Origin of the sequence: Arthrobacter sp. UC242_113 (genome assembly GCF_044054585.1) — a bacterium.
In the GTDB taxonomy this organism is placed as follows: Bacteria; Actinomycetota; Actinomycetes; order Actinomycetales; family Micrococcaceae; genus Arthrobacter.
Genome location: NZ_CP171968.1, coordinates 4,328,132 through 4,343,196, shown reverse-complemented (window position 1 = coordinate 4,343,196; position 15,065 = coordinate 4,328,132). Strand labels below are relative to the sequence as shown.

Below are 15,065 nucleotides of genomic sequence, written 5' to 3'. Positions count from 1 at the left end.
TACCCCTTTGTGGATGTTCTTTTCCGCCACAGCCTCTTTGATGTGACTTTTACTACATCTTTAGTTCTACTACACTCGCCGGGCTGTGTGCGGCGCGTTGCAGAGTATTTCGGCACCGCCGGCAAATGTTTGCCGGCGGTGCACTTTGTTCACCGTCAGGCGAGATTTCCGACGGCGGATTCGGCGGCCGCCCGCACCGCACCGGAGCCGACCAGCCGGTCGGCGGCCTCGAGCTCCGGTGAAAGGAACCTGTCCGTGCCCGGTCCGCCGACGACGGTCCGCAGCGATTCGAGGACGGCGGCCCCCGCAGGACCCGGGGTCAGCTGGCCATCGGAGAGCTGCGTGCGCATGTCTATCGCCCGTGCCGAGGTCACGAGTTCGATCGCGAGAACGCGGCGGAGGTTCTCCACTGCCTTCCGGAGCTTGCGGGCAGCGTGCCAGCCCATGGACACGTGGTCCTCCTGCATGGCGGAGCTCGGAATGGAGTCGACGGAGGCGGGCACCGCGAGCCGCTTGTTGTCCGAGACCAGCCCGGCCTGGGTGTACTGGGCGATCATGAGGCCCGAGTCCACGCCCGGATCCGCTGCCAGGAACGCCGGGAGGCCGTGCGAACGGGCAGGGTCAAGCATGCGGTCCGTGCGCCGTTCGGCGATGGAGCTGAGGTCCGCGACCGCGATGGCCAGGTAGTCGAGCACGTACGCCACCGGGGCGCCATGGAAGTTGCCGTTGGAGCTGACCCGGCCGTCGGGCAGAACCACGGGGTTGTCGATGGCGGCCGCGAGTTCACGGGAAGCCACCAGCTCGGCGTGGTCGACCGTGTCCCGGACGGCGCCCGCAACCTGGGGTGCGCAGCGCAGCGAGTACGCGTCCTGAACACGCGAATCGCCCACGCGGTGCGAGGCCACGATGGCCGAGTCGGACAGGACCCGGAGCATATTGTCCGCGGAGGCCGCCTGACCGGGGTGCGGCCGCAAGGCGGCGTGCAGCTCGGGCAGGAACACCTGGTCAGTGCCCAGCAGCGCCTCGACGCTGAGCGCAGCGGTGATGTCCGCCGTCGTCAGCAACTGCCGCAGGTCCGCAATGGCCATCAGGAGCATGCCCAGCATGCCCTCGGTGCCGTTGACCAGCGCCAGACCTTCCTTCTCGGCAAGTGTCACCGGTTCGATGCCGTGTGCGGCGAGCAGCTCAGCAACCGTGGGTTGGCCGGCGCCGCCGTACAGTTCGCCGTCGGGTCCGGCCGCTTCGCCTTCGCCCATGAGGACCAGGGCGCAGTGGGACAGCGGCGCGAGGTCGCCGGAGCAGCCCAGCGAACCGAACTCCCGGACCACCGGGGTGATGCCGGCGTTGAGCACGTCCACCATGGTCTGCAGGACCACGGGGCGGACGCCGGTGCGGCCCGAGGCGAGGGTCTTGGCGCGCAGGAACATGATGCCGCGGACCACTTCGCGTTCCACCGCGGGGCCCATGCCTGCGGCGTGGCTGCGGATCAGCGACTTCTGCAGCTGGGTCCGCAGCTCGCCGGGAATGTGGCGGTTGGCCAGCGCGCCGAAGCCCGTGGAAATGCCGTACGCGGGCACATCGCTGTGGGCCAGTTCGTCAATGTGCGCGCGGACCTTGGCGACGGTGTCCAGTGCTTCCTGGGAGATGGTCACCCTGGCGTCATGGCGTGCGACGGCAACGAGGTCCTCAGGCGTGGCACCGCTGGCACCGAGGGTAACAGTGAGCGGTTCGTGGGTTGGGGCCACGCGAACAGGGTTCCCTGGCCGAGCGTGCGAGGTTAGGGAGTTCGTGGGGATGGTCACTTTGTGGTTCCTACTTTGCTTCTGATCGATTGCTCCGTAACCGCCCTTCTGGGAGCTCGAAACGGCGGTTACGGAGCAGTCGATGCGGGGGTGGGCGTTGGTTAGCGCGACTCGTTCATCGGGATGCGGACTCCGCGTTCCTTGGCGACGTCGACGGCGCGGTCATAGCCGGCGTCGACATGCCGGATCACGCCCATGCCGGGATCGTTGGTGAGGAGCCGCTCAAGCTTCTGCGCTGCGAGATCGGTGCCGTCGGCAACGGAGACCTGGCCGGCGTGGATGGAGCGGCCGATGCCTACTCCCCCGCCGTGGTGGAGCGAGACCCAGGTGGCGCCGGAGGCGGTGTTGAGGAGGGCGTTGAGCATTGGCCAGTCGGCGATGGCGTCTGAGCCGTCGGCCATGGCCTCCGTTTCCCGGTACGGGGAGGCGACGGAGCCGGAGTCCAGGTGGTCCCGGCCGATCACGATGGGAGCCTTGACCTTGCCTTCCTTGACCAGCTGGTTGAAGAGCAGCCCGGCCTTGGCGCGTTCACCGTAGCCCAGCCAGCAAATGCGAGCCGGCAGGCCTTCGAATTCGACGCGCTCCGCGGCGGCGTCGATCCAGCGGTGAAGGTGCTGGTTCTCCGGGAAGAGCTCCTTGATGGCTTTGTCGGTGACGGCGATGTCCTCGGGATCCCCGGAGAGGGCAACCCAGCGGAACGGGCCCAGGCCCTCGCAGAACAGCGGGCGGATGTAGGCCGGGACGAAGCCGGGGAATTCGAATGCCCGGCTGTAGCCGCCCTTGCGGGCCTCGTCGCGGATGGAGTTCCCGTAGTCGAACACCTCGGCGCCGGCGTCCCGGAATTCGACCATGGCCTGGACGTGCTTGGCCATCGACGCTTGGGCCTTCTTGGTGAAGCCCTCCGGATCAGCCTCGGCCTCGCGGTGCCATTCGTCCACGGAGATGCCTTCCGGCAGGTAGCTCAGGGGGTCGTGCGCGGAGGTCTGGTCCGTGACGATGTCGATGGTCAGCTCGCCGGCCTTGTGCCGGCGAAGCAGTTCGGGGAAGACCTCGGCGGCGTTGCCCACGTAGCCCACGGACCAGCCGCGGCGCTCCTCCTTGGCCTTCAGGACCTTGGCGATCGCGGCGTCGAGGTCGGTCTCCACCTCGTCCAGGTAGCGCTTGCCGGCGCGGCGGCGCAGGCGGGTCTCGTCGACGTCGACAATCAGGCAGGCGCCCTCGTTCAGGGTGACGGCGAGCGGCTGGGCGCCGCCCATGCCGCCGCAGCCGCCGGTCAGTGTCAGCGTGCCGGCGAGCGTGCCATTGCTGTCCCCGGTGAGCTTCCGGGCGATTGCTGCGAAGGTTTCGAACGTGCCCTGCAGGATGCCCTGCGTGCCGATGTAGATCCAGGAGCCGGCCGTCATCTGCCCGTACATCATCAGGCCCTCGGCCTCGAGCCGGCGGAATTCGGGCCACGTTGCCCAGTCGCCGACGAGGTTGGAGTTGGCCAGCAGCACGCGCGGCGCCCATTCGTTGGTGCGGAAGACGCCCACCGGCTTGCCGGACTGGACCAGCAGGGTCTCGTCCTTTTCCATGGTTTCCAGGGTGCGGGTAATGGCATCGAATGCGGCCCAGGAGCGCACGGCCCGGCCGGTGCCGCCGTAGACCACCAGGTCATCCGGGCGTTCGGCGACCTCGGGGTCAAGGTTGTTCATGAGCATGCGCAGGGGCGCCTCGGTCTGCCAGGACTTGGCGGTGAGCTCGGTGCCTCGGGCTGCTTTGACCGGGCGGGCACCGGTGGTGAAATCGGCGGGTGCCATGATGGCTCCTTCGTATCGCGGGAATGTGTTGTATCACTGTTGCGTGTTGCGGAATGCTGTGTTTTTCGGCAAATCGTGGTTCGAGCGAAAGTGCTTCTGTATCAACTAAAGCCCCTCCGTGGCGGGCCAAACAGTGGTTTCCGGCGGGTGCTGTCCGGTATTCCAGACCCAACTGGGTAGCAGTTGAGGGCGTTGCCAGCATTGAGAACGCCCGGTGCTGCTACCTAGTTGGGGTCACCCCTGCGCCGGGCGGCCGTGGATGCGCACCGAGAGTTCATCGGCGACTTTCTGCACGCGGGCGGCGAGCACCGGCCACTGGTCCTCCGGCAGCTTGTCCTCGAGGAACGTGACGGCTACTGCCGCCGTCGGCCATCCAAGATGATCCGTGACGGCGGCGGCAATGGAGCCAAAGCCGGGTGTCACCTCACCGTGCTCCGTGGCGTAGCCACGCTGCCTCACCTGGTCAAGGTGCGACGACAAGGCGGAGTACTTCATGATGGCGCCCTCCACCTCGTGCCGGGCACTGAAGGCGGCGGCGTTCGGATAGAGCGCGCGGACCTGGGACTTCGGCAGCGCGGCAAGGATGGCGCGGCCGCTTGCGGTGAGGTGGCTCGGCAGCCGGACGCCGACGTCCGTCACGAGGGACGGCCGGTTCTTGGCGCGCTCCTCCACGATGTAGAGCACGTCCCGGCCGTGCAGGACTGCCAGGTGAGCGCTTTCGCCGAGGACATCAACGAGGGAGGCCAGCATGGGCCGCCCCAGCCGAGACAGCGGTTCCTGCCGCGAGTACGCGGAACTGAGCTCAAAGGCGCTGATGCCGAGGCCGTACCGCTGCTCCTCGTGCAGGTGCAGGACAAAGCCGTTCGCCTCCATGACGCCAAGGAGGTGGTACACACTTGAGCGGGGCAGTCCCAATGCCGTGGCAATGTTCGACGCCGCCATCGGCCCCCGCTTGGAACCCAACAGTTTGAGGATCCGCAAGGTATTTTCGGCGGCTGGAACTTTCGCCTTGAGTGCTGATTCCGGTCGTGTTGCCGCCGTTGCCGCCGTTGCCGCCGTTGCGGCCATCGTGCCTGCCATGTGTCCTCCGGGTCTCGCCACTGAGCTGTCTATCCGTTCTTCAGGCATCACCGAAAGGTGTCCGGTATCCCGTACTTAAGTTTGCGCCCAGCCCGCTGACTACAGACCCCCTTCAGAAGCGCAACTGTCTGGAATACCGGACAGCCCCCGACGCACGTATTCACCGCCCGCCCATCATCCCGCTTCCCGCGCAGGGGGTAGCGTTTGTCCATGGAATCTCCGCTCAAGGGCAAGGTAGCTCTGGTCGCCGGAGCCACACGAGGGGCAGGTCGCGGTACCGCCGTGGCCCTGGGTGAGGCTGGAGCGGTGGTCTACTGCACCGGGCGAACCACGAAAGCCCAGGCTTCCGACTACCGTCGCCCCGAAACCATTGATGAAACGGCAGCCATGGTGAGCGCGGCCGGCGGAAGCGGCATCGTAGTGGCCGTGGACCATCTCCACGCTTCGGAGGTCGACGCTCTGGTCCGCCGCATCGACCACGAGCACGGCCGGCTGGACATCCTGGTGAACGACATTTGGGGCGGCGAGAATCTCATCCAGTGGAACACACCCCTGTGGGAACACGACCTTGACGGCGGCTTGCGGATGCTGCACGGCGCCGTCGACACGCACCTGATCACCAGCCACTTCGCGCTGCCGCTCCTCATCCGCCGGCCCGGAGGTCTAGTGGTGGAAATGACGGACGGAACTCGAGCGTACAACGCGGCGCATTACCGGCTCTCCGCGTTTTACGATCTCGCCAAGTCCGCCGTCCTGCGGCTCGCCTTCAGCCAGGCCGAGGAGCTGAAGGCGTTCGGGTGCACGGCCGTGGCGCTGACGCCGGGCTGGATGCGCTCGGAAATGATGCTCGAACACTACGCTGTGACCGAAGCCAATTGGCGCGAGGCAGCGGCGACGAACCCGCACTTCGCCGCCATCTCGGAAAGCCCGCGCTTTGTGGGCCGGGCGGTCGCCGCCCTCGCCGCCGACCCTCACGTGCACCGGCGGACCGGCGGCTCCTTCTCCTCCGGCGGGCTTGCGCAGGAATACGGCTTTACCGACGTCGACGGCTCCCGGCCAGACTGCTGGCGCTACCTGGACGAGATCCAGGAAGCCGGGCTGCCGGCGGACGCCACCGGCTACCGCTGAGGCACTCCAGGGCGCGGCGCTTCTCAGCGGCGTGCGAACTGGCAGGTAACGCCCCCAAAACCGGGATTTGAGGGCATTACCTGCCAGTTAGCGCCGAAAATTCCGAGCGCCGGCCTGAAGCCGAACAGTCTGAAATCGAAGACACCAAGACCCCGTGAGCCTCATCACAGCTCCTCCGACCATGGTCTGCTGGATAGCGATCCCCCTCCCAATGACGAGAAGGTATTGGCATGCAACAAGCCCAAACAAGAGAAGAAATGGCGCCCGTAAGCGGGACCGGAACGGCGCGCACCGCCGTCGGAACCGCCGTCGAAACCGTTCTGAACCGCGGGCTCAACGTCCGCCACATCCGCTTCATGGCGCTGGGCTCCGCCATCGGCACAGGCCTGTTCTACGGTTCGGCCTCGGCCATCCAAAAAGCCGGTCCCGCCGTGCTGTTCGCCTACATGATCGGCGGCGCCGCAGTGTTCATGGTGATGCGCGCACTGGGGGAAATGGCCGTGCGGCATCCGGTCTCGGGGTCCTTCGGGCAGTACGCCAGCCGCTACCTTGGCCCGCTGGCTGGATTCGTGACGGGCTGGACCTACGTCTTCGAAATGGCGATCGTGGCCATCGCCGACGTCACCGCCTTCAGCATCTACATGGGCTTCTGGTTCCCTTCCGTGGAGCGGTGGGTCTGGATCCTGGCCATCATTTTCCTTCTCGCGGCGCTGAACCTGCTGAGCGTGAAGGTCTTCGGCGAACTCGAATTCTGGTTCACGCTGGTCAAGGTCGCAGCAATTATCGCCATGATCGCGGGCGGAGCGGCCATCCTCGCGTTCGGCTTCCAGACCGGCGACGCCTCGGCTGCCCCGGGCCTGGGCAACCTCGTGGAGCACGGCGGCCTGTTCCCGACCGGCTTCGAGGGGCTCCTGGCCTCGTTCGCCGTCGTCATGTTCGCCTTCGGCGGGATTGAAACCATCGGCATCACGGCCGGCGAGGCAGCGGACCCCAAGAAGGTCATCCCGAAGGCCGTCAACACCGTGCCGGTCCGCGTCCTGCTGTTCTATGTGCTGACCCTCGGAGTGCTGATGAGCCTCTTCCCCTGGAACGAGATCGGCAGCAACGGCAGTCCGTTCGTCCAGATCTTCAGCGGCCTCGGCATTCCGGCCGCACCCCACATCCTCAACGCCGTGGTGATAACCGCCGCGCTGTCCGCCATCAACAGTGACATCTTCGGCGCCGGGCGGATCCTCTTCGGCCTGGCCAAGCAGGGCCACGCCCCGCAGAGCTTCGGACGGGTTTCGCGGCATGGCGTGCCGTGGATGACCGTGGTGATGATGACCGGAATCCTGCTGGTGGGAGTGGTGCTGAATGCGCTCATTCCGGAAGATGTCTTCCTGCTCATCGCCTCGATCGCCACGTTCGCCACAGTCTGGGTGTGGGTCATGATTCTCGCCTCCCATGTGGCCATGAAACGCGAGATCTTCCGGAAGGGCCTGCCGGCGTCGGACTTCCCCTCCCCGTGGTGGCCGACGGCGTCCGTTCTCACCATCGGCTTCATGATGCTGGTGATCGCGGTGCTTGGCTTCTTTGAGGACACGCGCGTCGCGCTGTACGTGGGAGCCGTGTGGCTGGGACTGCTGGTGGCCGCCTACCGGCTTTGGGTCAGGGGCAACGGACGACGCCGGGCCCACCTTGAGGACGAGACCTCACCGCTGCCCGTGGTTGCCAAAACTGAGTAGGATTTCCGCGGAAATGTCGCGCCGGGCTGGAATTCGCGAAAACAAGTAGTAAGAATGTGAAAAGACAGGTACTCAGCGCCTGTTACGCGAGTGCACGGAGTGATAAATGAGGTAGATGTTACCCGTGTGACGCATGTGATTGCTCCCTAGAGTGGACTACACGGTGCCAGCCGGCTGGGGTAGAGGCCCTGCACGATGTGCCGGCCCCGCGCCACCAGTGATTCGACGATTGGTCACACTGTGAAGGAGTGGTCCTCATGTTGGAAATCCAGGCCGGGGCGCCGGCAGACAATATTCAGTCCGGGCGGTTGTCCGGCTTCCTGGCCCAGACGCTGCAGCGGGCGCGCACGGCCGCTGTTCCCTACCGGATCGGCGACGTTCTGCTGGGCGACGATCCGTTCAACGGCAGGCGGGAAGGCACCGTGGTGGTCAAGAACGGCCGGTCGATCGGGATCCGGTCCTCGGACCGGGTGTACTTCTACGACCACCGGCAACTGAGGCGGCCGGACTGAGCGGGTCATCCCGCCAGTCCAGCCGACGACCAACAGGAGCCGATTCCATGTCCATCGCCAACCTGCCGACTGCCTATCTCACTATTGCCGAGGTGGCCGCGGCCCTGCGCCTTTCCAAAATGACCGTCTACCGGATGGTCCGCGCCGGAACGCTTGCGGCGGACCGGTTCGGCAAGTCCTACCGCGTGCCCGAGTCGGCGGTGGAGGAGTACATCAGGGCGTCCGGCAACCCGACTGGCTGAGGATTCGTAGGGTTCCCGCGGCACAGCCCACCCGTTGAGCGCCGTGGTCCAATTGCCCGTCTGTTCGAGCACACCGGTGCTGGCTTGGTGTACGGCGCCGGCGTTACCATCAGGCATGCTGCCGCTGCAGAATCTCCTGGCCTTTGCCTTGGTCTCCGCGTTGCTGATCGCCGTGCCGGGTCCCAGCGTCCTGTTCGTCATCGGACGGTCGCTGGCGCTGGGGCGGCGGGGCGGACTGCTGAGTGTCCTCGGCAATGCGGCCGGGGAACTGCTGCAGATCGCAGCCGTAGCGTTTGGGCTCGGCGTGGTACTGGCTGAGTCGGTGCTGTTGTTCACGGTGGTGAAGTTTGCCGGCGCGGCCTACCTCATCTATCTGGGAATCCAGGCGGTGCTCCACCGCCGGGGCGGCCCCGCGAGCCCGGGTCCGTCCAGGCCGGCGACCACCCGGCGGATTCTGCGTGAAGGCTTCATTGTCGGGGCCACGAATCCCAAATCCGTGGTGTTCTTCGTGGCGGTCCTCCCCCAGTTCGTGGACCATTCTGCCGGCGCCATTCCCGCCCAGCTCGCCCTGCTTGGTGCCACGTTCCTGGCCATCGCGCTGGTTTCGGACAGCGTCTGGGCGCTGGCCGCCGGCACGGCACGGCAGTGGTTCGCCCGCTCACCCCGCCGGGTAGCAGCTGTCACTACAACCGGCGGCGTGATGATGATCGGGCTCGGCGGCACCCTCGCACTGACCGGTTCCAAGAGCTAACTTGGGCCGCCTGCAGGTCTCGGCGGGCGGCGTCGGGCATGTGGAAGCGTGCGTCTAAGCGAGGAACGAGCGAGCACGCGGAACATGTCTGCGCCGCCCGCGACACCGGGACTACCGGGCCGACCAGCCGCCGTCCATGGTGTAACTGGCCCCGGTGACCATTCCGGCGGCGTCGGAGGACAGCCAGGCGACCAAGGACGCCACCTCCTCGGGTTCCACCAGCCGTTTCACAGCGGACTCTGTAAGCATCACCTTCGCCAGGACCTCGGACTCCGGAATCCCGTGGACGCGCGCCTGGTCCGCGATCTGCTTCTCCACCAGCGGCGTCCGCACATACCCTGGATTGATGCAGTTGGACGTGACGCCGTGCTCGCCGCCTTCAAGTGCCGTCACCTTGCTCAGCCCCTCAAGCCCGTGCTTGGCCGAGACGTAGGCGCTCTTGAACGGGGAGGCCCGGAGACCGTGCACGGACGACAGGTTGATGATGCGCCCAAAGCCGTTGGCGTACATGTGCGGCAAAGCGGCACGGATCAGCAGGAAGGGCGCCTCGAGCATGAGCGCCAGGATCCGCCGGAACGCCACGGGGTCGAAGTCCTCGATGGGGCTGATGCGCTGGATGCCGGCGTTGTTCACCAGGATGTCGCAGTCCAGGCTCAGCGCGGCAAGCGCCTCAACGTCCAGGAGATCGACAGCCCAGGACGTGCCGCCCACCTCATCGGCGAGGGCCGCGGCGCCGGCTTCGTCGACGTCGGCCACCACCACCTTGGCTCCCCTGGCGGCGAGTTCCCTCACGCACGCCGCACCGATACCGCTGGCACCGCCGGTGACCAGCGCCTTGCGGCCGTTCAGGTTTTTTTCCACGTCCGGACCTTGTGCGTCCACAGTCTGCTCCTCCAAGTGTCCACGTTGACACGTGCCGCACGCGTTCACTTCCAATACTTGCAGCACTTCCGATTTACCCGAGTATTCCTGCAGATGGAACGTGGTTCAATGACTAATCAGGCACTGGATTCGTGCAAAATTGCAGATATGGATGCCAACCCGGACGACCTGCTGGTGCTGCTCGCCGTCTCCCGCTCTGCAAAATTCACGACGGCGGCCCAGGTCCTGGGCCTGAACCACACCACCGTTTCACGCCGGATCGCCGCACTGGAGAAGGCCCTGGGCGGCCGTGTTCTCTCCCGGGCCTCCGGTGGCTGGGAGCTGACCGAACTCGGCGCCCAGGCCGTGCTGGTGGCTGAGCAGGTGGAAACGGCGGTGCGTGCCCTGGGACCGTCAGGCCGCGCGCCTGACCCGGTTACCGGCGTCGTACGCATGACGGCGACCGACGGCTTCAGCGCTTACATCGCCGCTCCGGCGGTGGCCCGGCTGAGGAGGGACCACCCGGGGCTCAGCGTCGAGATCGTCACCGTCACCCGCCGGGCACTCCAGCAGCGCTCGGGACTGGACATCGAGGTGGTGGTGGGCGAGCCGCAGGTGCACCGCGCCGAAGCGTTCCGGCTGGGCGAGTACGAGCTCGGGATGTACGCGTCCCGCCCGTACATCGAGGCCAACGGAACGCCGGGGTCGGTGGAGGCCCTGACCGCCCATCCGCTCGTGTACTTCGTGGACTCCATGCTGCAGGTGGACGATCTTGATGCACCGCGGCGGCTGGTGCCGGCAATGCGCGACGGCGTCAGCTCCACCAACGTGTTTGTGCACGTCGAGGCCACCCGGGCAGGAGCTGGGGTGGGGTTCCTCCCCTGTTTCATGGCCGACAGGCATGAGGACCTGGTGCGCCTGCTGCCCGGGGACATCGCCGAACGGCTGCCCTACTGGATGGTCCTGCGCCCGGAGTCGATGCGGCGGCCGGCGGTCGCTGCCGTGGTGACGGCGCTGCGCGAACAAACGGCCGCGCACCGGGAGTGGCTGCTCGGGCAGGGACGGGCTTCATCGGCTGCTGAGTAGGCGCCGTTTTGGGCGGCCATAAGGGCTGTTACTCAGCAGCCGGCGGCGCCGCAGGGTCGTGGCGCACCTGGGCTCCGGCGGCGAAGGCCCGCACCTTCGCGTCGTCCCAGATGTGCGCGGGCACCGCCCCGCCCAGGAGCCGCCGTGCGAGCTGCGGATCGTCGTCGAACGGCTGGTCGCTGCCGGCCATCACCATGTTGCCGTAGCGGCGCCCTTTCAGCATGGCGGGGTCCGCGATGATGATGGTGTGTTCGAAGGCGGCCGCGATGGTGGCCGCGTCCTCCCGGGCATTCTTCAGGTCCGGACCGTCGCCCGAATTGACCACGTAAATACCCCCGGGCGCGAGCACCCGGCGGACATGTTCGTTGAATTCGGCCGTGGTCAGCGCAACCGGGGTCACGGCGCCGGCGAAGACGTCCCGGATGATGAAGTCGCGTGTGTCCGGGGTGAGGGTCTCGGTTACAGCGCGGGCCTCACCGACGCGCAGCCGCAGCAGCGGGGCCTTGGGCAGGTCGAACCAGCCGCGGACGTACTCGGCGAGTTTTCCGTCCAGTTCCACCACCACCTGGCGGGCGTCCGGGTAGGCCGCGTGGAAGTAGCGGGCCAGCGAGCAGGCGCCGCCGCCCAGGTGCAGACCCCGCAGCCTGGGCTTGGTCTCAGGTTTCCAGCGGGATTCGATGAGGGCGGACATCCAGCGCATGTACTCGAAGTCGAGGAACAGCGGATCGGCAAGGTCTATGTGGGAACTCATCACGCCGTTGATGCGCAGGAGCCAGCCCGTAGAGTTGTCCTGGTCGGCGATGAGCTCGCAGTCGCCGGTGTCGATGTAGTAGACGCCTTCAACCGGCCCGTCTGCACGCGCTCCCTTGGGAACTTCCAGCACGTCGGAGGCCGCTGCCGCGCCTCTTCTGCCGCCTGTTTTGCTGCCTGCGTTGGAACTTGGCTTCCCGCCTGACCTGGTGCGCCGTGCCATCAGTTTTCCGCCGCTTCCGTCATGGTTCAAGCCTAGTTGACGGGGGTGGTGGGGCCTGCCGGGTCAGAGCTTGCTCGCCGGCGGGCGGCGTCAGGGCCCGCCAGCGGTTTTACCCCTCCGGGACAGGGGCGCCCTCGCCGTTGCGGATGCGCTGGACCATCGCCGTGGTGGAACGCTCGGCCACATAATCGAGGATGGTGACCGTGCCGCCGTATTCCTCCACGGCCTCGGTTTCGGCCAGCATCTCCGGCGTGTAGTCCCCGCCTTTGGCGTAGATTTCCGGACGCAGCTGTTCGATCAGGGGAATCGGAGTCGGGGTGTCGAAGACGGTCACGTAGTCCACGCAGCTCAGGGCGGCGATCACGGCTGCCCGGTCCGCCACGCTGTTGATGGGACGGCCCGGCCCCTTGAGCTTCCGGACTGAGTCGTCACTGTTGAGCGCCACCACCAGGATGTCGCCGAGCTGCTTGGCCTGGTTCAGGTAACGGGTGTGCCCGCGGTGCAGGACGTCGAAACAGCCGTTGGTCAGCACCACGCGCTGGCCGTCGTTGCGGTGGGCCCGGATGTGCCGCTCCAGTTCTTCTGCCGCCAGGGCGGCGTCCCCGAAGCTTTCCAGGTAGCGGCCCAGCTCGTCGGTGCCGCACACGGACGTCCCGGGATGGTGGACCACCACGTCCGCAGCGGCCTGCGCCAGGTCCAGGCTGGCCGTCAGCGGCAGCGACGCCGCACGTGCGAGGGTCAGGGCGGCCACGAATGTATCGCCTGCGCCGGAGGCCTGCTTTTCGGTGGCAGGCCGTGCCCACGTCCGGTGCGGGTTTCCGGCGGCTGGGATGAGGACCGTCCCGTCCCGGTCCAGCGTTACCACGACGGCGCGTGCTCCGGTCGCCTGCAGCAGCTCGCCGGCGTGCTCGGTCACCACCGCCGCGCGCTCGGGTCCGCTGCCCAGCCGGAGGTCAAGCATCCGGGCGGCCTCCTGCGCGTTGGGCGTGACCAGGTCCGGCTCAAGTCCGGCCCACGGGCGCGGATCGTGTGCGTCCACCACCACAAGCGTGTCCTGAGCGCGCCCGGACAGGGATTCGATGAGCCGCCCGCGGACCGGTTCGGCGAGGACGCCCGTTCCGTAGTCGCAGATCACCACCGCGTTCTGGTGTCCGACGGCGGCGGGAACCGCAGCCTCGAACGCCGCCAGGGCGTCGGCTGGGACAGTTGCCGCGGTGTCGTCGAGGCGCAGGAGGACCTGGCCGCCGCTGCTGATCCGGATCTTGGTAGGGGTGGCCATGTCCGGGTGTTCGGTGAGCAGCGTGGTGTCCACCCCGGCGGCGATCAGTTGGCGCCGAAGTTCCGCGCCGGCGTCGTCCGCTCCGATGATTCCTGCCACGCTGACCCGGGCGCCGAGTGCGGCCAGGTTCATGGCCGTGTTGGCGGCACCGCCGGGGGCAAAGTCACGCCGGGCGATGTCCACCACGGGTGCCGGGGCCTCGCGGCACATCCTGTCGATCGTGCCGGTCCACCAGCCGTCGAGCATGAAGTCGCCCACGACGGTGACGGCAGGATGCTCCTGGGCCAGCCTTCGGGGAAGCCACGCCGCAAGGCCGCGCTGTTCGGAAAGCACCGGCCCGGCGGTCATGACGCTGCCCCATTGGTTTCCTGAGCTGCCGGCGCCGGCGGCGCAGCGATGTGCACCACCTTGACCCGGCTGAATTCGTCCAGGAGTTCGGGTCCGTAGCCGAACCCGTGCCCGCTTTCGCCCCGTGGCTGGGCGGCTCCGCCGGGTGCGCCCCCGAACACCTCGTTGACCTTGACGGTCCCTACCGGCAGCGAAGCGACGGCCTGCTGGGCGTGGGCGATGCTGCCGGTCAGAACGGTGGCGGCGAGTCCGTACCGGCCGGCCGCGGCGAGTGTGAGCCCTTCCTCGAAGCTTTCCACCACACGCACCGGGGCGACGGGGCCGAACGTTTCCTCGGCCATGACGTCCATGGTGTCGGTGCAGTCCAACAGGACCGTGGCCGGGTAGAAGGCGCCCGGCCCGTCCGGGAAAGTGCCGCCCTCCACGGCCCGGGCACCCAGCTGCAGCGCTTCGGCCACGTGCCGGTGGACCGCGTCCCGCATCCGGGTGTCCACGAGCGGCGCGAGCCGGCTTTCGGCGTTCCGGTCCCGGGCTTGTCCGGCGAGCGCCTCGCAGAACGGTTCGGCGATGGACCGGTGGACGTAGATCCGCTCCACCGACGTGCAAATCTGCCCGCTGTTGCTGAAGGCCCCGATCGCCGCCTGCTCCGCGGCCCAGCCGGGATCCACGTCCGCATCCACCAGCAGCGGATCGTTCCCGCCGTTTTCCCTGATGACGTAGGCACCCGTCAGCACGGCCGCCCGCGCAATCCGGTCACCGGTCGCGCTGGACCCGACGTGGGCGAACATGTCAACACCGGACTGCTGCGTGAGGAGGGTCCCGACGTCGGCCCCTCCGGTCAGCGTGACCAGCACGTTGGGCGGAAATACCGGCGCCAGCGCCTTCCCCAACGCTTCTCCCACGTGGGGGCAGCGCTCGCTCGGTTTGTGAATGGCCGTGTTGCCGGTAACCAGGGCGGCCCCGATGAGCCCGCAGGCCACGGCGACGGGATCGTTCCACGGCGTAAGCAGCACGGTCACGCCGCGCGGCTCGGCGACGGTGTAGTCCGCCGCAAGCGCGTTGCCGCGAAGGCTGTGGCCGCGGTGTACGGGACCGAGCTCCGCATACTGCTCCAGCGTGGAAACCCCGGCGGCAATACCGGCAAGGGCCTCCTCCACAGGACGGCCGGTCTCCTGTGCGTTCAGATCCGCAAGTTCGGCAGCGGCCGCCTCCAGCGCCCGGGCGGCCTCGCGCAGCAGCCGGCCCCGCTCCCCGGGAGGCGTGGCAGCCCAGGCGGGTTGGGCCGCGCGGGCCGCCGCCACGGCTCCTGCCACATCATCTGCGCCGGCGACGGAAAGGTTGCCGACGGCTTCCCCGGTTCGCGGGTTCAGGATGGTGAGCGTGTCTTCCGCATTCGCCAGCTCGCTGGTGATGGTGGATTGCATGTGGCTCCTCACTGGGGCTTGGCCTGTGCCCCCGGGGCTGCAGGCGCTGGATCTCC

Annotated in this window: 13 protein-coding genes; 6 read left to right on the top strand and 7 right to left on the bottom strand. The window is 67.5% G+C overall.

From position 1 onward, the window contains the following. Positions 1-155: 155 nt before the first annotated feature. From hutH to ACHMXB_RS19775, 3 genes are all read right to left on the bottom strand, one after another. Positions 156-1,745: a histidine ammonia-lyase gene (gene hutH, locus ACHMXB_RS19785; protein WP_395401202.1), complete on the bottom strand. Its 1,590-nt coding sequence runs from the start codon at positions 1,743-1,745 to the stop codon at positions 156-158. 158 nt (positions 1,746-1,903) lie between these two features. Beyond that, positions 1,904-3,601, bottom strand: coding sequence for a urocanate hydratase (gene hutU / locus ACHMXB_RS19780; protein ID WP_395401200.1), 1,698 nt, complete (start codon positions 3,599-3,601; stop codon positions 1,904-1,906). A 234-nt stretch (positions 3,602-3,835) separates the two neighbouring features. Then, positions 3,836-4,669 carry an IclR family transcriptional regulator gene (locus tag ACHMXB_RS19775; RefSeq protein ID WP_395405362.1) on the bottom strand — a complete coding sequence of 278 codons (834 nt, stop codon included), beginning with the start codon at positions 4,667-4,669 and terminating at the stop codon, positions 3,836-3,838. 222 nt (positions 4,670-4,891) lie between these two features. Here ACHMXB_RS19775 and ACHMXB_RS19770 point away from each other — a divergent pair, with 222 nt between their 5' ends. The 5 genes from ACHMXB_RS19770 to ACHMXB_RS19750 all read left to right on the top strand — a co-directional run bounded on the left by ACHMXB_RS19770 (position 4,892) and on the right by ACHMXB_RS19750 (position 9,038). Further along, complete coding sequence (locus tag ACHMXB_RS19770) at positions 4,892-5,809, top strand: SDR family oxidoreductase (protein WP_395401198.1); 918 nt, start codon at positions 4,892-4,894, stop codon at positions 5,807-5,809. 257 nt (positions 5,810-6,066) lie between these two features. Further along, the gene (locus tag ACHMXB_RS19765; protein ID WP_395401196.1) at positions 6,067-7,533 is read left to right on the top strand and encodes an amino acid permease; all 1,467 of its coding nucleotides are present in this window, start codon (positions 6,067-6,069) and stop codon (positions 7,531-7,533) included. A gap of 257 nt (positions 7,534-7,790) precedes the next feature. Further along, complete coding sequence (locus tag ACHMXB_RS19760; RefSeq protein WP_395401194.1) at positions 7,791-8,045, top strand: hypothetical protein; 255 nt, start codon at positions 7,791-7,793, stop codon at positions 8,043-8,045. A 47-nt stretch (positions 8,046-8,092) separates the two neighbouring features. Next, positions 8,093-8,287, top strand: coding sequence for a helix-turn-helix domain-containing protein (locus ACHMXB_RS19755; RefSeq protein ID WP_102972918.1), 195 nt, complete (start codon positions 8,093-8,095; stop codon positions 8,285-8,287). Positions 8,288-8,402: 115 nt separating this feature from the next. Next, positions 8,403-9,038: a LysE family translocator gene (locus ACHMXB_RS19750; RefSeq protein ID WP_395401191.1), complete on the top strand. Its 636-nt coding sequence runs from the start codon at positions 8,403-8,405 to the stop codon at positions 9,036-9,038. 111 nt (positions 9,039-9,149) lie between these two features. Here ACHMXB_RS19750 and ACHMXB_RS19745 read toward each other — a convergent pair whose 3' ends face one another. Continuing rightward, the gene (locus tag ACHMXB_RS19745) at positions 9,150-9,899 is read right to left on the bottom strand and encodes a 3-hydroxybutyrate dehydrogenase (RefSeq protein WP_102972999.1); all 750 of its coding nucleotides are present in this window, start codon (positions 9,897-9,899) and stop codon (positions 9,150-9,152) included. Positions 9,900-10,067: 168 nt separating this feature from the next. Here ACHMXB_RS19745 and ACHMXB_RS19740 point away from each other — a divergent pair, with 168 nt between their 5' ends. Next, positions 10,068-10,985: a LysR family transcriptional regulator gene (locus tag ACHMXB_RS19740; RefSeq protein ID WP_395405360.1), complete on the top strand. Its 918-nt coding sequence runs from the start codon at positions 10,068-10,070 to the stop codon at positions 10,983-10,985. 28 nt (positions 10,986-11,013) lie between these two features. Here the strand turns inward: ACHMXB_RS19740 and ACHMXB_RS19735 are convergent, their stop codons facing one another. The 3 genes from ACHMXB_RS19735 to ACHMXB_RS19725 all read right to left on the bottom strand — a co-directional run bounded on the left by ACHMXB_RS19735 (position 11,014) and on the right by ACHMXB_RS19725 (position 15,009). Beyond that, positions 11,014-11,958 (bottom strand): spermidine synthase, encoded by a 945-nt coding sequence (locus tag ACHMXB_RS19735; protein ID WP_395401189.1) that lies wholly within the window; start codon positions 11,956-11,958, stop codon positions 11,014-11,016. A 109-nt stretch (positions 11,959-12,067) separates the two neighbouring features. Continuing rightward, positions 12,068-13,585, bottom strand: coding sequence for a D-glycero-beta-D-manno-heptose 1-phosphate adenylyltransferase (gene rfaE2, locus ACHMXB_RS19730; protein ID WP_395401187.1), 1,518 nt, complete (start codon positions 13,583-13,585; stop codon positions 12,068-12,070). Beyond that, positions 13,582-15,009 (bottom strand): aldehyde dehydrogenase family protein, encoded by a 1,428-nt coding sequence (locus ACHMXB_RS19725; protein WP_395401185.1) that lies wholly within the window; start codon positions 15,007-15,009, stop codon positions 13,582-13,584. Before ACHMXB_RS19725 ends, rfaE2 begins: the two co-directional genes overlap by 4 nt. Between the last annotated feature and the right edge of the window lie 56 nt (positions 15,010-15,065).